Source organism: Streptomyces sp. NBC_01390, from assembly GCF_045040105.1.
Classification (GTDB): domain Bacteria; phylum Actinomycetota; class Actinomycetes; order Streptomycetales; family Streptomycetaceae; genus Streptomyces.
On record NZ_CP109551.1, the window covers coordinates 931,385 to 952,152 of the forward strand.

At 70.8% G+C, this 20,768-nt stretch carries 18 protein-coding genes; 9 read left to right on the top strand and 9 right to left on the bottom strand.

The genetic code is table 11. The features are described from left to right. Positions 1–49 precede the first annotated feature (49 nt). Positions 50–1,519 carry an NAD-dependent succinate-semialdehyde dehydrogenase gene (locus OG241_RS04025; RefSeq protein WP_405813690.1) on the top strand — a complete coding sequence of 490 codons (1,470 nt, stop codon included), beginning with the start codon at positions 50–52 and terminating at the stop codon, positions 1,517–1,519. Positions 1,520–1,676: 157 nt separating this feature from the next. Here the strand turns inward: OG241_RS04025 and OG241_RS04030 are convergent, their stop codons facing one another. Together OG241_RS04030 and OG241_RS04035 are read right to left on the bottom strand one after the other, a co-directional pair. Further along, entirely contained in the window at positions 1,677–2,819 is a 1,143-nt protein-coding gene (locus OG241_RS04030) for an amidohydrolase family protein (RefSeq protein WP_266586732.1), read from the bottom strand. Positions 2,820–2,892: 73 nt separating this feature from the next. Beyond that, positions 2,893–3,729, bottom strand: coding sequence for a hypothetical protein (locus OG241_RS04035; RefSeq protein WP_328974880.1), 837 nt, complete (start codon positions 3,727–3,729; stop codon positions 2,893–2,895). 235 nt (positions 3,730–3,964) lie between these two features. Here OG241_RS04035 and OG241_RS04040 point away from each other — a divergent pair, with 235 nt between their 5' ends. The 3 genes from OG241_RS04040 (at position 3,965) to OG241_RS04050 (ending at position 6,022) form a co-directional block, all read left to right on the top strand. Further along, the gene (locus tag OG241_RS04040) at positions 3,965–5,395 is read left to right on the top strand and encodes an FAD-dependent oxidoreductase (RefSeq protein ID WP_405813691.1); all 1,431 of its coding nucleotides are present in this window, start codon (positions 3,965–3,967) and stop codon (positions 5,393–5,395) included. 14 nt (positions 5,396–5,409) lie between these two features. After that, positions 5,410–5,760 (top strand): ferredoxin, encoded by a 351-nt coding sequence (gene fdxA / locus OG241_RS04045; protein ID WP_266586726.1) that lies wholly within the window; start codon positions 5,410–5,412, stop codon positions 5,758–5,760. Positions 5,761–5,827: 67 nt separating this feature from the next. After that, positions 5,828–6,022, top strand: coding sequence for a ferredoxin (locus OG241_RS04050; RefSeq protein WP_328974882.1), 195 nt, complete (start codon positions 5,828–5,830; stop codon positions 6,020–6,022). A 29-nt stretch (positions 6,023–6,051) separates the two neighbouring features. Here OG241_RS04050 and OG241_RS04055 read toward each other — a convergent pair whose 3' ends face one another. The 6 genes from OG241_RS04055 to OG241_RS04080 all read right to left on the bottom strand — a co-directional run bounded on the left by OG241_RS04055 (position 6,052) and on the right by OG241_RS04080 (position 13,227). Further along, entirely contained in the window at positions 6,052–6,873 is an 822-nt protein-coding gene (locus OG241_RS04055) for an NAD(P)-dependent oxidoreductase (RefSeq protein WP_405813692.1), read from the bottom strand. Positions 6,874–6,911: 38 nt separating this feature from the next. Beyond that, positions 6,912–7,748: a mycofactocin-coupled SDR family oxidoreductase gene (locus tag OG241_RS04060; protein WP_405813693.1), complete on the bottom strand. Its 837-nt coding sequence runs from the start codon at positions 7,746–7,748 to the stop codon at positions 6,912–6,914. A gap of 53 nt (positions 7,749–7,801) precedes the next feature. Further along, positions 7,802–9,046 (bottom strand): FAD/NAD(P)-binding oxidoreductase, encoded by a 1,245-nt coding sequence (locus OG241_RS04065; protein WP_328974885.1) that lies wholly within the window; start codon positions 9,044–9,046, stop codon positions 7,802–7,804. A 49-nt stretch (positions 9,047–9,095) separates the two neighbouring features. Next, positions 9,096–10,322, bottom strand: a complete 1,227-nt coding sequence (locus OG241_RS04070) for a CaiB/BaiF CoA transferase family protein (protein WP_405813694.1) — start codon at positions 10,320–10,322, stop codon at positions 9,096–9,098. Between the two features lie 89 nt (positions 10,323–10,411). Further along, positions 10,412–11,890 (bottom strand): aldehyde dehydrogenase family protein, encoded by a 1,479-nt coding sequence (locus OG241_RS04075; protein WP_405813695.1) that lies wholly within the window; start codon positions 11,888–11,890, stop codon positions 10,412–10,414. 272 nt (positions 11,891–12,162) lie between these two features. Next, on the bottom strand, positions 12,163–13,227 hold the full coding sequence (locus tag OG241_RS04080) for an enoyl-CoA hydratase/isomerase family protein (RefSeq protein WP_405813696.1): 1,065 nt from the start codon (positions 13,225–13,227) through the stop codon (positions 12,163–12,165). 37 nt (positions 13,228–13,264) lie between these two features. Here OG241_RS04080 and OG241_RS04085 point away from each other — a divergent pair, with 37 nt between their 5' ends. Together OG241_RS04085 and OG241_RS04090 are read left to right on the top strand one after the other, a co-directional pair. Next, the gene (locus tag OG241_RS04085; RefSeq protein WP_405813697.1) at positions 13,265–14,542 is read left to right on the top strand and encodes a CoA transferase; all 1,278 of its coding nucleotides are present in this window, start codon (positions 13,265–13,267) and stop codon (positions 14,540–14,542) included. Continuing rightward, positions 14,539–15,969 (top strand): amidohydrolase family protein, encoded by a 1,431-nt coding sequence (locus tag OG241_RS04090; RefSeq protein WP_405813698.1) that lies wholly within the window; start codon positions 14,539–14,541, stop codon positions 15,967–15,969. Before OG241_RS04085 ends, OG241_RS04090 begins: the two co-directional genes overlap by 4 nt. A 438-nt stretch (positions 15,970–16,407) precedes the next feature. On the opposite strand, the gene OG241_RS04095 is transcribed toward OG241_RS04090, so the two are convergent. Next, positions 16,408–17,100, bottom strand: a complete 693-nt coding sequence (locus OG241_RS04095) for a TetR/AcrR family transcriptional regulator (protein ID WP_405813630.1) — start codon at positions 17,098–17,100, stop codon at positions 16,408–16,410. A 148-nt stretch (positions 17,101–17,248) separates the two neighbouring features. Here OG241_RS04095 and OG241_RS04100 point away from each other — a divergent pair, with 148 nt between their 5' ends. The 3 genes from OG241_RS04100 (at position 17,249) to OG241_RS04110 (ending at position 20,651) form a co-directional block, all read left to right on the top strand. Continuing rightward, the gene (locus OG241_RS04100) at positions 17,249–17,920 is read left to right on the top strand and encodes an SDR family NAD(P)-dependent oxidoreductase (RefSeq protein WP_405813629.1); all 672 of its coding nucleotides are present in this window, start codon (positions 17,249–17,251) and stop codon (positions 17,918–17,920) included. Next, positions 17,917–18,360, top strand: coding sequence for a methylglyoxal synthase (locus OG241_RS04105; protein ID WP_405813699.1), 444 nt, complete (start codon positions 17,917–17,919; stop codon positions 18,358–18,360). The genes OG241_RS04100 and OG241_RS04105 overlap by 4 nt, the downstream gene beginning before the upstream one ends. 80 nt (positions 18,361–18,440) lie before the next feature. After that, on the top strand, positions 18,441–20,651 hold the full coding sequence (locus OG241_RS04110; RefSeq protein WP_405547462.1) for an MMPL family transporter: 2,211 nt from the start codon (positions 18,441–18,443) through the stop codon (positions 20,649–20,651). Positions 20,652–20,768: the final 117 nt, after the last annotated feature.

The window sequence follows — 20,768 nt, forward strand, 5'->3', positions numbered from 1 at the left end:
GAAAGGTATACCGTAAAGCCAATCCGACTTCCATCTGGAGGCCCGCTCCATGACTGCCGAGAACTCCGCCCGGTCGACCTCCGCGGCCACGCTGTACATCGACGGAACGTGGCGGGCAGCCGCCTTGGGCCGGGAGTTCGACGTGTTCAACCCCGCCGACGGGTCCGTGCTGGGCGCGGCCTCGGACGGATCGGCGTCCGAGGCGCGGAGCGCGGTCGACTCCGCCACGGCGGCGTTCGCCTCGTGGTCGCGCACGACCGCCTACGAGCGGGCGGCGTACCTGGAGCGCGCGCACGCGTTGATGCTGGAGCGCGCGGAGGACCTCGCCGTCCTCATGACCAAGGAGCAGGGCAAGCCGCTGAAGGCGGCCCGCAACGAGGTGCGCTACGCCGCGGACTTCCTGAGCTGGTACGCCGAGGAGGCCAAGCGGGTCTATGGCGCGACCATCCCGAGTTCGCGGGCCGGCCACCGCTTCATGACGATGCGTCAGCCGGTCGGCGTGGTCGCCGCGATCACTCCATGGAACTATCCGGTCTCCATGATCACACGCAAGGTGGCACCGGCGATCGCCGCGGGGTGCACGATCGTGCTCAAGCCGGCGGAGCAGACCCCGCTGTGCGCCGTCGCGGTCTTCCAGGTGCTGCACGACGCAGGCCTGCCCGCGGGTGTCGTCAACCTGGTCACCACGAGCGACCCGGCGCCGGTCGGCGACGCCCTGCTGGACAGCCCGGCCGTCCGCAAGCTGACGTTCACCGGGTCGACCGAGGTCGGCATGATGCTGAGCGCCAAGGCCGCGCAGACCGTCAAGCGGGTGTCGCTCGAACTCGGCGGTCACGCCCCGTTCCTGGTCTTCGGCGACGCCGACCCGCGGCGCGCCGCGAAGGGCCTCGGCCTGGTGAAATTCCTCAACACCGGTCAGGCGTGCATCTGCCCCAACCGGGTGTTCGTCCAGCGGGAGTTGGTCGACGACTTCCTCGACGTCCTCGTCCAGCGGGTGAGCGCGATGAAGGCCGGCAACGGGCTCGACCAGGACGTCAGCATCGGCCCGCTGATCGACGAGGCCGCCATGACGAAGATGCGGCGGCAGGTGGCAGACGCCGTCGGGCACGGAGCGAAGGTGCTGACCGGCGGCGAACGGCTCACCGACCCGCGCCTGCCGGGCGGCCGGTTCTTCGCCCCCACCATCCTGACCGACGTGACACCACGGATGGACATCTACCACGAGGAGACCTTCGGCCCGATCGCCCCGGTCATCGCCTTCGACGACGAGGACGAGGCCATCGCCATGGCCAATGACACGGCCTACGGTCTCGCGGCGTACGTCTACACCGAGAACCTCTCCCGCGCCTTGCGGGTCACCGAGGCGCTGCGCTTCGGCATCGTGGGGATCAACGACATCAACCCGACGAGCGCCGCCGCGCCGTTCGGCGGCACGAAGCACAGCGGGCTGGGTCGCGAGGGCGGACCGCAGGGCATCGACGAGTACCTCGACACCAAGCTGGTCGGCATCACGCTGTGACTCCTCGCGGACGTGCCTTTCCGGTGCGTGCACGGCGCACCCGTCGGCCCGCGCCGCTCTTCAAGTACGGCCCAGCCGCGGGCGTCAGACGCAGCCCCGCCCGGCCACCGACACTGTCCCCTCACATGTCGGTGGCCGGGCGGGGCGGTGTTGTGCCTCAGGCGTCGGAGCGCGGGAAGTTGTACAGACGGCGGGCGTTGAGTTCCACCATCAGGCGGACCTCGTCGTCCGGAACGTCGAGCATGACGTTCTCGAGCAACTTGCGGGTCTGGGGCCAGTTGCTGTCGGAGTGCGGGTAGTCGCTCTCGAACATGATGTTCTCCACGCCGATCAGATGGCGCGTGAACACACCGGCCCGGTCGGAGATGAAGCACCCGTAGACGTGGTCCTTGAACAGTTCCGAGGGACGGACGTCCTTGTTGACGTCGTTGTACCAGCGGTGCCGCTCCCACACCACGTCGATGCGCTCAAGCATGTACGGCATCCAGCCGATCCCGCCCTCGGACAGCGCGACCTTGAGGTTCGGGTGCTTGTGGAAGACGGGCGAGAGCAGCAGTTCCGCGGTCGCGGACATCGAGTTGAGGCCGAACAGCGAGATGCCCACGGTGAAGTTCGTGCTCATCGCCTCCGGTGAGGCCTGCGGGCTACCGCCCGACCCGAAGTGCAGCGAGAGCGGCAGGTCGTGGGCGGCGGCGGCCGCGAGCACCGGGTCCCAGTGGTCGCTGTGCCATGACGGCAGATCCCGCCGGTCGGGCAGTTCCGGGAAGGTCACGCTCTTGGCACCCTTGGCCGCTGTCCGCTCGATCTCGGCCACGCTCTGCTCGACGTTCCAGTACGGCACCATCACCAGCGGAATCTGACGTTCGGGATAGGCCGCGCACCACTCGTCCAGGATGAAGTCGTTGTAGGCCCGGACGCACGCGGCCGCGAGGTCGAGATCCTTCGACTTCGCAAATCCGCTGCCGGCGAATCCGCCCATGTTCGGGAAGCACATCTGGGCCCAGACGCCCTCGAGGTCCATGTCCCGGATGCGGTCGTGGATGTCGTGGCAGCCCGGAAGCATGTCGTCGTAGCTGCGCGGATCGAGCCCGAAGTCCTTGGGATCCTTGCCGGCCACCGCGTTGAGGGCCAGTGTGCCGGCGAGCGCGCCCTCGTAGATCCATACGTCGCTGCCGTCCGGCCGGTGCTCGATCCGGGGGCCGGCCTCCCGGTATTTCTTGGGCAGGCGGTCGGTCCAGACGTTCGGGTGCTCGATGACGTGGTCGTCCACGGAGACGATCTGGGCATCAGGTGGCAGCATGCGGTCCTCCACATTCCAGTCAGCAAGGTGTCACCCACCTCGCCTGAACTCCGCGATCACACGCGGAGGCGGCTCAGTTGGTGTCGGTGATCTCGATGCGCGCTCCCCCGGCGTCGACCGGGGCGAGGAGGAGACTGTGCCGGCCGAACTGCTCGAACCGCACATCCCTTCCCACCAGGAACGTCCGCGCCGCGAGCAGATCCCGCACCGTGAAGGTCAGGCAGAAGATCCGCTCCCCGCGCTCGACGAGATGGCCGCCGGCGAGGTCCGCCCGCGAGCCGGTCGCCGAGCCGACGAACTCGACGGCATGGTCGTCGAACCGCACTCCGTGCCCGGCCATGTTCAGGTGCCGTCGCTCGACGACGTACGCCTCCCGGCCCACCAGCGCGGCGAGATCGGCGGCGGCCTTCTCCGGCTGTGCCGCGACCACCTTGACGGTCGCGCCGCCCACGAGCCCGAGGGCATGTTCGTCCGACCAGAAGGCGGGTTCGCGGTCCACGAGGTCGCGGTCGTGGCTCTCGGCGCGGCGGTCAGTGAGCCCGATCGCCAGGCCGTGCATGTCCTTTGGGCGCACGAAGGCGCGGCCGTCGGCGTCTTCGCCGACCCGGACGCCGTGCTCTCGCAGCGCCGTGACGGCATCGCCCAGGGAGGACACCTGCCACTGCAGCGAATCCCAGCCGTTGCCGTCGGACCGGAGTGCGACGGCCCCGCCCGGCGCGGTCGGGGCGAACGTCTCGACACCGGTGCGATGGATCAGGACCAGGGCATGCCTGCTGCCCGCCGGCCCGTCCCCCCACCGCCGGAGAACCCGTGCGCCGAAAACGTCCTGCTGCAGAGTCAGCTCCGCGTCCAAGGACCGCGTGAACAGGTTCACCTGCCCGAGACGTTCGACCGCGAGAGGGGCCCGCATAGTGGCCCTCCGTCCTCATCGACGATACCGATAGCCCTACTGTAACTACCTCGCCACATCGGGGCAAGGACGTGGGAGCCCGCTGCGCCAACACGCCCGGACTTCGGCCGACAGCACTGCGCACCACCACTGGAGGGAGCTTCCCGTAATTGATACGGTATGGTGCACCACAGCCCCTTCGAAGCCCGGAACGGTTCAGGTTCCGCTCGACGTCGTCGCCGGAAAGGTCCGAGCCGTGGCCCAGACTCCCCCGCCCCGAATCGCCGTCATAGGCGCCGGCCCATCAGGGTTCTACGCGACCGATCACCTCGTGCGCGCGGGCATGGCCGTCGATCTCTTCGACTGCCTGCCGACCCCCTACGGGCTGGTGCGAGCCGGCGTCGCACCCGACCATCCCAAGATCAAGTCTGTGGCCCGCGTCTTCGAGCGCACGGCCGCGCATCCCGCTGTCCGCTTCTTCGGCGGCGTCGAGTTCGGCGAGGCGATCACCCGCGCCGAGGTGCTCGAACGGTTCACGGCGGTCGTGTACGCGATGGGCACCGAACTCGACGCACGGCTGGGCATCCCCGGCGAGGACCTGTCCGGATCGCATCCGGCCACGCACTTCGTCTGCTGGTACAACGGCCACCCGGCCCACGCGCACCGGAGGTTCGACCTGGGTGGCGCCCATGCCGTGGTCGTGGGAAACGGCAATGTCGCGCTCGATGTTGCACGCATGCTCGTACTGCCCGAGGAGACCCTTCGCACAACCGACGCCTCTGACCGGGCGATCGACACGCTCGCCGCCTCATCCCTGCGCCGGGTGAGCGTGCTCGGCCGGCGCGGCCCGGTCCAGTCCGCCTTCAGCACACCGGAGCTGCTGGAGCTGGGCCGGCTCGACGGCGTGGATGTCGTCGTCGATCCGGCCGAGCTCCGGCTCGACCCGCACAGTGCCCGGGAGCTGGCCGCTCACGGGGCCGACTCACCGGCGGCACGGCGGCTGGCGCTGCTCACCGAGTTCTCCCGGCGCCCGGCCTCACCGGGCAGCCGGCGCATCGAACTCCGCTTCCTGCGCTCGCCCGTCGAACTTCTGGGTGACCCCGCCGGCGAGCGCGTGAGCGCGGTCCGCACCGCGCACAACGTACTGGAAGCCGATCCGGACGGGCGCGTCGTCGCGCGGCCGACCCACCGGCACGAGGTGCTGCCCTGTGACCTCGTCATACGCGCGGTCGGTCATCGCGCGCGCCCGGTCGAGGGCCTTCCGCTGGATCCGCACACCGGCGTCCTGCGCAACGTCGCCGGCCGGCTGGTGGGCCCCGACAGCGTGGCCCTGACCGGTGAGTATGTCGTCGGCTGGGCCAAACGCGGGCCCTCGGGGGTGATCGGCACGAACAAGTCGGACGCCGAGAACACCGTCACGGCCCTTCTCGACGACCTGCGCCGGGGACGGCTCAACGGACGTGCGAGTGCCGCGCCGGACGAGGTGCGGGCATGGATCCGCCGTGGTGTTCCGGCCTCCGTCGACTGGAACGCGTGGCTGTCGATCGACCGTCACGAGCGGGCGAGGGGCGAACCGCTCGGGCGACCGCGCGTCAAGCTCACCTCGCTCACCCAGATGCACGACGTCGTCGACCGGGCGCGCGCCGACGCGGTTTCGGATGCGGCGCGGCTCGCGCCACGAACGTGAGGAGGCAGTCCGTCATGCCGTATGTCATCACCACCAGGTGCGTCGACCTCAAGGACCGCGCGTGTGTGCGCGAGTGTCCGGTCGACTGCATCTACGAGGGTGCCCGAGCCCTGTACATCAATCCGGAGGAATGCATCGACTGCGGCGCCTGCGCACCGGTGTGCCCGAACGACGCCGTCTACTTCGATCAGGAAGTGCCGGAAGCCCTTCAGGCGTCGATCGCCGACAACGCCGCCTTCTTCTCCCTTCCGCTGGTCGACGGGGCGCCGCTCGGCAATCCCGGCGGAGCGCGATCCGTGGGTCCGGTCGACGCCGACACCCCCCTCGTCGTGGCGCAGCCACCGCAGGTCGGCGCCGGGGCCTGACCGACTCGAACCTCACTCGGCGCGGGGCCGACACACGCCCCGCCGCCCCCAGGAAAGGACACAGCACATGAAAGCATCCGCCGACTCGGCCAAGTGCAGCGGTCACGCGCGCTGCAACGCGGTCGCCCCGCAGGTCTTCACCGTGGACGACGACGGCTACAGCGACATCGGCTCCGACAAGGCGGTGCCCCCGGAGCTGGAGGCCGCGGCGCGCGCCGGGGCCACCAACTGCCCGGAGCGCGCCATCACGCTCAGCTCCTGACACGCGAATGCGGCCGCCGGCGTCGTCCTTCAGTCGTCGGCGGCCGCGTCGAGCCCGGCGATCGCCGCTCGGGCTGCCGAGAGCAGAAGCCCGCCCTCGCGGGCGGACACCATCGAGTCGGCCAGCAGTGCGACGTCCTTGCCGAGCGTCGGCCGGGCCTGGGACCGGGCGACGGCCGCCAGTCCGCCGGCACGAGCGTACATTTCGACGCCGAAGCTCCGGCCCGAGCCGCCCGCGAGCACCTTTCCGAAGGCCACGGGATCGATCCCGTGGCCTTCGGCGATCCGGAAGGCGTCCGCCGCGAGGGCGAGGTGCGCGGCAAGCATGGCGTTGTTCAGCAACTTGGCGTGCTGGCCCGCACCCACGGGTCCCACGTGCACGACCTCGGCGGAGAACGTCCGCAGCAGCGGCTCGAAGCGGGCGAACGTGCTCTGCTCGCCGCCGACCATCGTGATGAGTTCGCCCGCCTCCGCGCGGATCCGGCCACCGCTGACCGGGGCGTCCAGCAGGTGCAGACCGTACGTCGCGGCCTCGCGGGCCAGTGCCCGCACCTCGTCGGGCGAGATCGTGCTGTGCACCGCGATCGTCGCGCCGGCCGGCATCGCCGGTGCGACACCGGCCGACCCGAAGAGGACCTCCCATGTGCCGGCCGCGTCGAACAGGCAGGTCCCGAGCAGGTCGACGCCCTCGCCGAGGTCGGCGAGGGCGTCGGCCACCCGGGCCGGGCCGGCGCGGAAGGGGTCGAGCGTCTCGGGGCGGCGGGCCCACACCGTGCAGTCGACCCCCGCCGCCGCGATGCGCGCGGCGATGGGCGCGCCCTGGTCGCCCAGGCCGACGAAGCCGACGCGCATCAGTCCTCCTCCGCGCTGTGCAGCCGGATACCGCTCGATCAGATTTTGAGATGTCCTCCGGCGTCGCAGTTGATGAACTGCCCGGTGATGTAGCGCGACTCGTCCGAGGCCAGGAAGACGATCACCTGGCTGACGTCCGAGGGTTCCACCCACGGCACCGGCATGGCCTGCATCACCGGGAACGCCTTGGTCGCGTCCTCGCGCGTGGGGTGCTCCTGATCCGGCCGGAACGTCTGGTACATGGCCTCGTGGTGGAGCATGTCCGTGTTGCAGTTGGTCGGGTGCACCCCGTTGAGGCGAATGGAGTGGGGCGCCAGCACGAGCGCGAGGTCATGGACAAGCGAGACGAGCGAGCGCTTGGCCCAGGCGTAGGCCACGCCGCCCGGCTCCTTGCTCGGGCCGCCCTTGACCAGGGCGGCGAGGGAACCGGTGACCACCAGCGAGGCACCGGCACCGAGGTGCGGAATCGCCGCGTTGAGGGTGTTGAGCACGCCGCCGAAGTCGACGCCGCTGACGTCCACCCACGCCTGCAGGGGCTGGTCCTTCGTCATCGCGCAGATACCGGCGTTGGCCACCACGACGTCGATCTTGCCGAACTCCGCGACGCCGTCGGCCACCGCCTTCCGCATGGCGGCCCCGTCGCGGACATCGGCCTGAATGGTGAGGATCCGCCGGCCGAGCGCCTCGACCTCCTTCACCGTCTGTTGCTGATCCTCCTGCGTCGCCATCGGGTAGCTGATGGTGTCGAAGGAGGTGAGATAGTCGACCGCGATGATGTCCGCGCCCTCGCGGGCGAGCTGGACGGCGTGACTGCGTCCCTGCCCGCGTGCGGCACCGGTGATCAGTGCGACCTTGCCCGTAACCCGACCTGTCATGTCGTTTCTCCTCGCCGACGGGGCCTCACCTGGACGGTGACGCGCCCTCTTCCTCATGCTGGTGAATTCGTCCGTGACGGCGCCTGCGGGTGCAGTCCGTCGACAACGTCCAGGGCGTCCCCGAGTGCCGTCCGTTCCGTGACCAGCGCCCGCAGCCGCGTCACGACGCGGGCAAGACCGAATCCGAGGACGCCGGTCAGCTCGCCGTGACGGCTGTAGAGGTACAGCGGCCGGTCTCCGCCCGCACCGGTCATCCGTACGGTGATGTCGGCGCCCGCGTCCGGTTCGCCGACGCACTGGATCTTCGTGCCGTACTGGTCGCTCCAGAAGTACGGCACCTCGTCGAGCACCCGGCGCTCGTGCCCGGCGATGCCGCTCGCCACGATCGCCGCCTGCTCGGTCGTGGTGGTCCAGTGCTCGATCCGCCGGTGCCGGCCGGTGCGTGCATTGACCCAGCGCGCGACGTCGCCGACGGCGTAGACGTCCTCGTGGGACGTCCGCCCGGACGCGTCGCACACGACGCCGTCGTCGACCGCGATCCCCGAGCCCTCGACCCACTCGGTGTCCGGGACGACGCCGAGGCCGACCACCAACGCGTCGAGCGCGACACTCCTGCCGTCGGAGAGCCGGACCGCGGAAAGGTTCTCACCGTCCAGGACGACCTCGTCGATCGTCACCCCGCACCGCAAGTCGACCCCGGCCGCCCGATGGCGTCTGGCGATCTCGGCTCCCGCTTGCGGACCGAGCGCGTGTGACAGTGGCGCCGACCGGACCTCTACGAGTGTCACGTCGCAGCCCGTCTCCCGGGCACTGGCCGCCACCTCGCACCCGATGAAGCCGGCACCGAGCACGCCGATGCGGCCCCGGCCCGCGACGGCCGCAGCGATGTGGGCGGCGTCCTGTGCGGTGCGCAGGGACCAGACGTTCGCCGCGGCACCGGCGGCTTCCCACCGGCGGGCCCGTGCGCCGGTCGCGATGACGAGCACGTCGTAGGGCAGCTCTCCGCCGCCCTCCAGGTGGACTCGGCGAGCCGTGGTATCCACGCCCCTCGCCACGGTGCCCAGCCGCAGATCCAGTCCGAGGGCGTCCAGTTCCTTCGGCTCGCGCAGCAGTGGCGGGTTGGCGCGCGTGCCCTTCAGTACCTCTTTCGACAGCGGCGGCCGGTCGTAGGGCGGCTCGGCCTCCGCGCCGACCACGACGACGGACCCGCCGAAGCCGAGCCTGCGCAGTTCCTCTGCCACGGTCAGACCACCGAGGCCGGCGCCCACGACCACCACCTGCCGCACGCCGGCCCTCACGTGCTTCCCTCTCCGCGGCACGCCCCGCTGTGGCCGGTGCTCGGTGCGGTCACGTGACCGCACCGAGGAGTTTCAGATCGATGATCTCCTCCTCGGACTTGCCGAGGTCGCGCAGTACGTCGTCGGTGTGTTCGGCGAACTGCGGAGCCCGTCGGCTCTTCACGGGTGTCTCGTCGAACTGGACCGGGTTGGCGACGAGTTCCCGCTCCACCCCGTCGGCGTCGACGACCTTGGTGATGAAGCCGTTCTCGCGCAGCGCCGGGTCCATGCCGACCTCGTAGGCGTTCTGCACGAGTGCCCACTGTCCCTGCGCGCCCTCCATCCGCCGGCACCACTCGTCGAGGGTGATACCGCCGATGATCTCCGCGACGATGTCACCGCCCTCGGCGCCGTGCTCCAGGACGGCGGCGCCCGCGAAGCGCGGGTCGGTCACCAGTTCCGGCCGTCCCATGCGCTCGCAGAACTCGGGCCAGTACCTGGTGGGCTGGAGCATGGTCAGCAGCAGCCAGCGGCCGTCGGCCGTGCGGAAGGACCCGGCCAGCGGGTTCGACGACGAGCCGTGCCGCGGCTCCTGGACCTTGGGCAACGGGCCGCCGACGAGCAGGGCCTGGTTGACGGAGTACTGGGTCGCCCAGGCGCCGAGGCCCAGCAGGGACACGTCCACGACCGACGGCTCGCCGGTCGCCTTGCGGGCGTACAGCGCGGCCGCGATGCCGCCGGCCATGGTCAGGCCGCCCATTGAGTCGCCGTACGCGCCCGACGGCATTTTGGCCAGCCGGTCGGCGCCGACCGGTGTGACGCCGTCGGCGCTCCCGGCCCTTCCCCAGAACGCCGTGCTGTCATATCCGCCCTTGCCCGCATCCTCGCCCCGGGCGCCGAAGCCGGTGCCGCGGACGTAGATGATGTCGGGATTGACCGCGCGGATGTCGTCGACGTTGATGCGCAGCTTCTCCCGCGCGCTCGGCAGGAAGTTCGTGACGAACACGTCGGCCGAGCGGATCAGCTCGTCCAGCAGCGCGCGGCCTTCCGGCACCTCCAGGGCGATGCCGACACTGCGCTTGCCCCGGTTCGGGCCCTCCATGATCGGGAAAAAGGATGTCGTCGGCACGACGTCGAGGCCGAGCAGTTTCACCAGGCCACGCTGCGCGTCGCCGCGGACCGCGTGCTCGATCTTGATGACCTCGGCCCCCCACTCGGCGAGGACCCCGCCGGACGCCGGCACAAATGTGTACTGGGCGACCTCGACGATCCGTACGCCTTCCATGGGACGTTTCACGGGTACTCCTTGCTTGTCCGGTGCCTTGCTTGCCCGGTGCCTTGTCCGGTGTTGAACGCGGGGTCTGTGGCGCGGCGGTCGAGGACCGCTCAGCCGATGTACCCGATGAGCTTGGTCTCGAGGTAGGTCTCGAACCCCTCGACGCCGTTCTGCCGTCCGATCCCGCTGGTCTTGTAGCCCCCGTATGGTCCGTCGGCGCCGTACCACCTGCCGCCGTTCACCGAGATCGACCCGGTGCGGATGCGGTGCGCGATGGCCATGGCCCGCTCGGGCGAGGCCGAGAAGACTCCGCCGGACAGCCCGTAGCTGCTGTCGTTGGCGATGCGGATCGCGTCCTCGTCGTCGTCGTAGGCGATCACGGTGAGGACGGGGCCGAAGATCTCCTCCTGGGCGATCGTCATGGAGTTGTCGACATTGACGAACAGCGTGGGCTCGATGAAGTAGCCCTTGCCGAGGTGAGGCGGCCGGCGTCCTCCGACGACCAGTTCGGCGCCCTCGTCGACGCCCTTGTGGATGTACGCCAGGACGCGGTCGCGCTGCTTCGCGCTCACCTGCGGGCCCTGGATGTTGGCCGGGTCGGTCGGATCGCCGTACGGGATGTTCTCCATGGCCGACTTCAGGATCGCCACGCCCTCGGCATACCGGGACCGGGGCAGCAGGACGCGGGTCTGCAGCGCGCATGCCTGCCCGGCGTGCGAGCAGACGGCTCTGGCGGCCGGCAACACCTGGGCCAGGTCGGCGTCGTCGCAGACGATCATCGCGGACTTGCCGCCGAGTTCGAGGAACACGCGCTTGAGCGTGGCGGCGCCCTTCTCCATGATCCGCTTGCCGGTGACCGTCGAGCCGGTGAACGAGATCAGGTCCACCCGCGGGTCGAGGGTGAGGGCCTCGCCGACCAGGTGGTCGGAGGACGGAACGATGTTCACCACACCGGCGGGGATGTCGGTGTGCTCGGCGATGAGCCGGCCCAGGCGGGTGGCGTTCCAGGGGGTGTCCGGTGCGGGCTTCACGACGACCGTGTTGCCTGTGGCGAGGATCGGGCCGAGCTTGTTGGCGGTCACCTCGAACGGGTAGTTCCACGGGATGATCGCGCCGACGACACCCTGCGGCTCCTTGACCACCTTCCGCTTGCTGGCCATCCCGAAGGCGTTCCCGTCGGGCAGTTGCCGCTCCCATGGGAACTGCTCGATGTACCCGGCGGGCCAGCGGAGGGCGTCCTCCAGAGGGGAGTCCAACTGCAGCCGGGTCATCGCCACCGGGGTGCCGGCCTCGGCGACGAGCTCGGCGCGCATCTGCTCGCGTTCGGACTCCAGGGCCTCCTGCAGCTGTTCGAGGCAGCGTCGGCGGAAGGCGTGGTCGGTGGCCCAGTCGGTCTCGTCGAAGGCCCGCCTGGCCGCAGTGACGGCCTGCGCCATGTCCTCGTGCCCGGCGTCGGCGACGCTGCCGAGCACTTCCTCGGTCGCGGGGTTGATGTTGTCGAAGAGCTTGCCGGACGCCGCTTCTACGAGCTTGCCGTCGATGAGCATGCGGCGTTCCGGTGTGAACGGACCGACGCTGGTCTCGATCATTTGCGCTACCTCTCCGTGGGTGCGGACATCGCGGGTGACGTCACGGTCGGCAACGGCGGGGGGCGGCGCTTGACCGTGGGTACGCGGCGGCGGTCCCCCCGGCAGGGCTCGGCCGACGCCCGGTTCCTGCGGTGACACCGCAGGTCGCAAGGACGCCAGCCCCTCCGTCCACGCTAACGAAAGGCTTTCTGGAAGCCATATCGTATGGCTTCCAGGCAGGGGTGTCGAGATCCGTGCACGCCTCAGCTCGGCGTGTGTTCCCGTGTTCCGGGTCAGGCGCCGGTCGGGCCGGACGAGCTCAGTTCGTCGACCAGACCCCAGTCCAGGGCGCGTTCGGCGGTGAGCGGGCAGCCGGTCAGCACGAGATGGAGGGTGCGCCAGCGGCCGATGCGGCGCGAAACGCTGACCGTTCCGCCGGCGCCGGGGATCAGGCCCATGCCCAGTTCGGGCAGGCGGAAGACGGCTCCCGGGTCGGCGACGACCCGGGAGGCGAAGGCGGGCAGCTCGATCCCGGCGCCGATGCAGTTGCCGTGGAGGCGGACGGTGACGCGGTCGCGCAGCTTGTGCAGGGGAAGGGCGGCGCCGGCACGGGTGCGGATCAGATGTGCGGTGTCCAGGTCGCGGGCGACTCCGAATTCGCCGAGGTCGCCGCCGGAGCAGAAGGAGGGCCCGTTGCCGCTCAGGACGACCTCGGTGAGGGTGTCGTCCAGCAGTGCGAGGTCGAGCGCGGCGACGAGGGCGTCGCGCAGTTCCCGGCCATAGGCGTTGTGCCGTTCCGGCCGGTTGAGGGTCACCCGCAGGACGTCCCCGTCCCGGCACACGAGCACGGGATCGGCCGGGGCGGGCGGCGGCGGCCGGCGGGGAGCGCGGGCGGCCTGCCAGCGGGCGAAGCGACGGCCCGCCAGCAGTGTGGAGTAGGCGAGCGACTCGGCGTCGAGGGCCTGTCCTACGGTCAGCCGCGGGCCGGTGCGCAGCAGACGGCCCAGGATGACGGCCGCCTGGGGGCTGTCCGCGGCCGCGCGCACCAGGGTGCGGGCTGTCGCCTCAGGGTCGTCGACTGCGACCAGACGCCGATCGGCGCTGTCGACGGGCACGAGTGTCAGGTCCAGCGCGTCCAGCAGCGGTGGGACGAGGTGGCGTGTGCCGTCGGTCGTGCGGGTGAGGCCCACCAGCAGGCGGTCGCACTCCGCGGCCCGGCGCACCGCCCGGCGCAGCACTGTCTCGTCGGCGGCCGGCTGGTCCAGGTCGACGACGACCAGCGGATCCTCCACGGTCCCGTCCGCACCGAGCAGCTCCGCCTGTGCCGCGCCCGCGGCCAGGTCCTCGACACGGATCATGGTTGGGGCAGCCACCTCCCCGTTCTACCATCTGGGCATGGTCACCGGGGCACCGCAGTCAGCAGCTGCCGCGGCAGACGCCTGGGCACGCAGCGGAGTGATGTGGCTGACCGGGCACGCCGGCGGGACTCCGCTGGTACCCATGGGCGAGGCGGCCGCTCTCGCCGCGCGCCTGGCCGCGCACATCGGGCGGGCCGGCGCGGAGGCGGGCCGTCCGGTACGGGTGGACGGAGGGCGGCTGCTGGCCGAGCGGGCGGCGCTGACCGGCGCCACTCGCAGGGGGCGGGTCTCGGTGGGCGGCGGGTGCCGGTTGCTGCCCACGGCGGACGGCTGGGCGGCGGTCTCCTGCGTACGCCCGGACGACCCGCTGCTGTGGAGCGCGCTGATCGGGCATGAGCTGGACGAGTGGCTGCCGCGGCGACTGGCCGCCTGGCTCGCCGCGCACAGCACGGCCGAGCTGGAGGAGCGGGTGGCGCTGCTGGGACTGGCGGCCGGGGCGGTACGCGGGTGGCCGGGCGGGGGGCTGGAGGCGGATGCCGTACGCGTGCCGCGCCCTGGCCGGCCCCGCTCGGTGCGCGGCATGCTGGTCGTGGACTTCAGCGCACTGTGGGCCGGTCCGCTGTGCGCGCACCTGCTGGGGCTGGCCGGGGCGGAGGTGGTCAAGGTCGAGGTGCCCTCGCGTCCGGACGGTGCGAGGTTCGGCAACCGGGCCTTCTACGACCTGCTGCACGCCGGGCACCGCGCGGTGGCACTGGACCCGGCCGACCGGGTCGGCCGAGCGGCGCTGCACGCGCTGGTGCGCGCCGCGGACGTGGTCGTCGAGGCCTCCCGCCCCCGGGCCCTGGCCCGGTTCGGCCTGGACGCGGCGGCCGAGGTGGAGCGCGGCTGCACCTGGGTGTCGATCACCGCCTACGGCCGGTCCGTGGACCGGGTGGGGTTCGGCGACGACGTGGCCGCGGCAGGCGGCCTGCTGGCCACCGACGACCAGGGAACGCCGGTCTTCTGCGGGGACGCGATCGCCGACCCGCTGACCGGTCTGACGGCCGCCGCGCTGGCGATGTCCGAACCCGAGGGCGGTGGCGGAGTGCTGTGGGAGGTGGCGATGGCCGATGTGGTGGCGGCGACGGTACGCGCGCATACGGCCCCCACGGCGCGCGCGCTGCCCTCCGGCGGCGGTGACGGCTGGCAGGTGGACACCGGCGCGGGCCTGGTCCCGGTGGCGGCGCCGGTGGCCCGCACGCCCGCCGGTGCCGCGCCGATGCTGGGCGCGGACACCGGTGCGGTGCTGCGCCGGCTCGGGATCGCCGTACCATGACCGGCCTGCTCATCCGCGGCGCGGAGATCGACGGAGAGCTCCTGGATGTGCGGATCGGACGCGGCCGGGTGCTGGAGACGGGCCGCGCCCTGCCGCGCGCGGGCCGTGCGGAGCACGAGCTCCAGGCGCACGGTGGAGCGCTGCTGCCCGGGTTGACGGACCATCACCTGCACCTGTTCGCCACCGCGGCGGACCTCGCCTCCGCCGCGTGCGACCCGGCCACGGTCCACGACGCGCAGGGGCTGGCGCGGGCCCTGCACCGCACCGGCCCCGACCGGCACGGCTGGGTCCGGGGGGTGCGCTACCACGAATCCGTGGCGGGCGAGTTGGACGCGGCCCGGCTGGACGCGCTGCGCGCTGACGTGCCGGTGAGGGTGCAGCACCGCAGCGGCGCGCTGTGGATGCTCAACTCCCGTGCTGTCGCGGCCGTCGGCCTGGCCACGGCCGATCACGCCGGGGTGGAACGGGACGCCGACGGCCGCCCGACCGGACGGCTGTGGCGGGCGGACGCCTGGCTGCGCGATCGCCTGCCGCCCGGTGCCCCGCCCTCGCTGGCCGACCTGGGCCGACGACTGGCCGGATACGGCATCACCACGGTCACCGACGCCACGCCCGGCCTGGACGCCGCCACGGTCGCGGCCGTGTCCGAGGCGATGGCCCGCCAAGAACTGCCGCAACGGGTGCATCTGCTCGGCGCACCGCTCACCGGCAGCCCGCCCGAACGGTCCGGTCCGCGATCCGGCCCGTGGAAGATCGTCATCGCCGACTCGGCGCTGCCCGGCTTCGACGAACTCGCCGAAGCCGTCGAGGCGGCGCACCGGACCGGCCGGCCGGTCGCCGTGCACTGTGTGACCCGCGAAGCGATCCTGCTGCTCCTGGCGGTACTGGAGGAAGTGGGTACGCTCCCCGGCGACCGGCTCGAACACGCGTCCCTGACTCCTTGCGAAGTCCTGCCGACCGTACGGCGCCTGGGCCTGCGGGTGGTGACCCAGCCGGGCTTCCTCGCCGACCGCGGCGACGACTACCGGCGCGGCACACCCGCCGACGAGCACGGCGACCTGTACCGCTGCGCCTCGCTGCGTGCGGCCGGGATCCCGGTGGGCCTGTCCAGCGACGCGCCCTACGGGCCCATCGACCCCTGGGCGGTCATGCGCGCCGCCGTGCAGCGGCGCACCGGCTCGGGCACGGTCCTCGGCCCCGGCGAACGGCTCACTCCCGCCCAGGCACTGGAGGGCTACCTCTCCACCGCCCAGCGGCCGGGCGACTCGCCACAGCGGATCCGCCCCGGGACGCCGGCCGATCTGGTGCTGCTGCGCGCCCCCGTGGCCCAGGCACTGGCCCTCTTGGACGCCGAGCTGGTACGGCTGGTGCTGATCGGCGGTCGTCCCGTGGCCGGCGATGACACCGGACCCGCGCAGGACGCGTGAACAGCTGCGCGGTTCACCGGCGCCGTGGGCTTGATCCGCTTGGACGGACATCCGAGATCAGGAGTTGTGCGCCGGGTGACGCAGCAGAGCACCGGAAAGAAAGCGGCAGGCATCGACGGGGACGTTGCGCTGAGAGGTCGTTTTCATCTGCAGATTACGTTTCATCCCAACAAGTCCCCGTGGCGGATTGGGCCTTGAGATACCTCAGGGGTTGGGGCGATTAGCGGGGTGCGAGGGAGGCTCGAATTGCCCGTCTCATCCGAGGAAGCCCGTCTCATTCCAAGGGAAGGTGATATCGGCGATTACTCCCGCCGCTCCCTGCAGGAACCCGATACGCGAGAGACGCAAGCACCTGTCTGTGGCGCGTGAAGTCGCACAAAATATCTCAAAACGACCTCTTAGGAGTCATTAGAGCCAGACAACGACGCGTGCCGATGGTCAGGTGCCGCAGGCCCCGTTTCCGCCGAGGGTGATCATGGCGCGGTACAGCTGCTCCCCGGTGAGCGGCGGTGCCGGCAGTGGGTGGGCGCGGTCGGTTCGGAAGCCGTCGAGCAGGAGGTAGAGGTGGCGGCGCCAGGCGTTTGGGGCGATGGCGTGGGTGGCCTCGGTGACGCGGCTGTGCGACCAGATGACGAAGGCGAGGTCCTGGGGGGTGAGGTCGGGGCGCAGGCTGCCCTGTTCCTGGGCACGCTCGACGATGTGTACGCCGAGTTCGCGGATGCGGGTCTGGGTGCCCGCCAGGCAGGCGCTCTCCGGCAGTCGTATGGAGGCCAGGTCGTTGAACCCCCGGTCCTGTGACTGGAGTTCGCACATGGTCTCCAGGAAGTGGCACAGCCCCGCCCAGGCGTCGTCCATGGTGACGGCCTTCTCGGCGGCCTCCCGCCAGAGGGTCAGCTTCTCGGCGAAGGTCGCCTGCACCAGGTTCAGCCGGGTGGGGAAGTGCCGGTACAGCGTGCCGATGGCCACCCCGGCCCGCTTGGCCACCTGCTCCAGGGATGCTTCCAGGCCCTGCTCGGCGAAGCAGGAGCGGGCCGCGGTGAGCAGGGACTCGCGATTGCGCTGCGCGTCGCGCCGCAGGGGGCGGACAGGGGCCGGGTTTTCGGCGGAGGCGGACGGACGGTCGATGGCCATGCCCCTCAGCCTATCAACCGGAGGGCAGCCTCATATTCTCTGCTACGCTCCAGAACATGAGGCCGCCCTCGACTTTCAGTCCTGGCCGCTGCCACGGCAAAGGGTGCGCCTCATCCATTCAGTCCGTCCGACCACAGGAGCACCACCCATGCCCGTCATCGCCGTCATCGGAGCAGGCCCCGGACTGGGCCTGTCCATCGCCCGCCGCTTCGGAAAGGAGGGTTTCCAGGTCGCCCTGGTCGCCCGGACGAAGGACAAGCTCGACGCGCTCGCCGCACAGCTCGCCGAGGAGGGCATCGAGGCCGCGGGCTTCGCCGCGGACGTGACGCGTCCCGACTCGCTGCAGTCGGCGCTCGCCGCGGTCGCCGACCGGTTCGGGGCCCTCGACGTACTGGAGTACTCACCCGCCGACCCCACGTTCGCCGGCGCCGCCGCCGTCGACGCCACCGCGCAGGACCTCCACAAGCAGCTCGACTACTACCTCTACGGAGCGGTCGCCGCGGTCCGTCAGGTGCTGCCCGCCATGCTCGAACGCGGCAGCGGCACCCTGCTGTTCTCCACGGGCGCCTCCTCCATCCGGCCCAGCGGCGGCGCGTTCGGCAGCATCGGCGTCGCGGCGGCGGCCCTGCGCAACTACGCCATCGCCCTGGGCATCGACCTCGCCGAGCACGGAGTGCACACCGCACACGTGGCCATCGGCGTGTACATCGGCAGCGGCCCCGGCACCGAACCCGAGACCATCGCCGAGCACTACTGGGACGCCTACACCAAACGCGACCAGGCCGAGATCGTCCACACCGCCCCCGGAGGCACCCGGTGAACACCTCCGGCACGCCCGCGGCGAACACGGCCACGCCACCCAGGGTGGTAGCTCTCATTGCACACGATGCGAAGAAACATGAACTGGCCAAATGGGCCCAGGCGCAACACGCCTGGCTCATGGGGAAGCGATTGGTAGCCACACGTAGTACGGCGCGTGTTGTGACCGAGTCGACGGGGTTACCCGTCGACTCGGTCGAGTCGGGGCCGTTGGGTGGAGACCAGCAGATCGGCGCGCTGGTCAGCGCCGGACAGGTGACCTGCCTGGTGTTCTTCTGGGACCCGCTGGGAGTCCACCCGCACACTCACGACGTGTATGCACTGCTGCGCCTCGCGACCCTGTACAACATTCCCACCGCCACAAACCCGGCCACGGCACATGCTCTTGTCGACTCGCAGGCCCTCGCGGATGCGGCGGCCAGGGCGATTGCAAAATCATGATGATCCGGTCACCGGACCCGGCTCTCGGCGAGAGCGCCTCGGCACCTACCGAACCACCCACCCCTGAACGTGGAGCCCCATTGTCTACTCTCGCACGCTGGTGCTACCAACACCGGGTCGTCGTCGTGCTGCTCTGGCTCGGCCTGCTCGGCGGACTCGTTGCCGCTTCGCAGAGCGCCGGAAGCGCCTACAACAACAGCTTCTCACTGCCGAACAGCGAGTCCAACAAGGCACTGAACCTGTTGAGATCGTCCTTCCCCGCTCAGGCCGGCGACACGGACACCGTGGTCTGGCATGTCGACTCCGGCTCCGTCCGCGACAGCGCGACGAGGGAGCGGATGACCGACACCCTGGACAAGATCGCCAAGCTGCCCGAGATCAGCGGTGTCACCAGCCCCTACAGTGCGCAGGGCGCGGCCCAGATCAGCAAGGACGGCCGCACCGCCTACGCCCAGGTGAACTTCGCCAAGGTCCAGCAGGACCTCGACGATGCGGACGTCCAGCGGGTGATCGACACCGCTGATGCGGCCAGGACCGACGGCCTGCAGGTCGAACTGGGCGGCCAGGCGATCAAGAGCACCGAGCAGGCACCGCCGGCCACCAGTGAACTCATCGGCGTGTTGGCGGCCGCCGTGGTGCTCTTCATCGCCTTCGGCTCGCTGTTCGCCATGCTGTTGCCGATCCTGACCGCGACAGCCGGGGTCGGCACCGCCATCCTCGCCACGGGCCTGCTCAGTCATGGGATGACCATCGGTGAGATCGCCCCGACCCTGTCCACCCTCATCGGCCTGGGTGTGGGCATCGACTACGCCCTGTTCATCGTCACCCGGCACCGCAAGGGCCTGCAGTCCGGGCTCGACGTCCAGGAATCCCTGGTCAGGGCGGTGAACACCTCGGGACGTGCCGTACTCTTCGCCGGCGGCACCGTTTGCATCGCCCTGCTGGGCATGTTCGTCCTGCAGACCGAATTCCTCAACGGAGTCGCCGTGGCTTCGGCGCTGACGGTGGCGCTGACCGTCCTCGCCGCGGTGACCCTCCTTCCGGCCCTGCTGGGACTGCTCGGCATGCGGGTTCTCGGCCGGCGGGCGCGGCGCAGGCTGGCAGCCGGCGAGCCACTGCCCGAGAACGCCACATCCGGCCCCTGGGTCCGCTGGGCCGCTGTGGTCGAGCGGCGCCCCCGTGTGCTGTCCCTGGTCGCGCTGGTGGTGATGGTCGCCCTCACCCTCCCCGTCTTCTCCCTGCGCCTGGGGTCGTCGGACGCGGGCAACAACCCGGCGTCCACCACCACCCGCAAGGCCTACGACCTGCTGGCCGACGGATTCGGCCCCGGCTTCAACGGGCCACTGCAGCTCGTCGCCCAGGTCCCCTCGGCCGCGGACAAGGCCGCCCTGACGAAACTGTCCGCCCGGCTGGAGAACGTCGAAGGCGTCGCGAGCGTCACCGCGATGCCCATCCGGCCCGGCTCCACGGTGGGCATCGTCCAGGTCTTCCCCACCGCCTCCCCCCAGGACAAGGAGACCTCCGACCTGATCGACCGCCTACGTGACGAGGTGATCCCCACAGCCGAGAAGGGCACCGCCCTCAAGGTCTACGTCGGCGGACCGACCGCGACGTTCAACGACTTCGCGACGGTACTCACCGGCAAGCTGCCGCTGTTCATCGTGGTGATCGTCATCCTCGGCGGGCTGCTGCTCATGCTCGCCTTCCGCAGTCTGCTGATCCCGGTCGTCGCGGGGGTGATGAACCTGCTGGCCGCCGGAGCCTCCTTCGGCATCCTGATCGCGGTGTTCCAGTGGGGCTGGGGCTCGGAAGCCCTGGGACTCGGCAGGGCAGGTCCGATAGAAGCCTTCCTCCCCGTGATGATGATCTCCATCCTGTTCGGACTGTCCATGGACTACCAGGTGTTCCTGGTCAGCCGAATGCATGAGGAGTGGGTGCACACCAAGGACAACGCCCGCTCGGTGCGCGTCGGCCAGGTGGAGACGGCGCGGGTCATCACCGCTGCCTCCGCCATCATGGTCTGCGTCTTCATCGCCTTCGTCTTCGGCGGCCAGCGCACGATCGCGGAGTTCGGCATCGGCCTGTCCGCCGCGGTCGCCCTGGACGCCTTCGTCCTGCGCACCATCCTGGTCCCGGCATCCATGCACCTGTTCGGCAAGGCCAACTGGTGGCTCCCGGCCTGGCTGGACCGCAGGATGCCCCACCTCTCGGTCGACCCACCCGACGAACCCTTCCCGGCCTCCGCACAGGACAGCCCGGCCCCCGAACCCGAGCCGTCCGCGCGTTCCTGAAGACCGCCCCTGCGCCACAAGGCGGAACAGGCACCCGTGGTGGGGCGTCCCGGAGATCATGAGCCGGGACGCCCCACCAGAAGGCCATAGGCCGTATGAATCTCTGCCCGAGGTGAC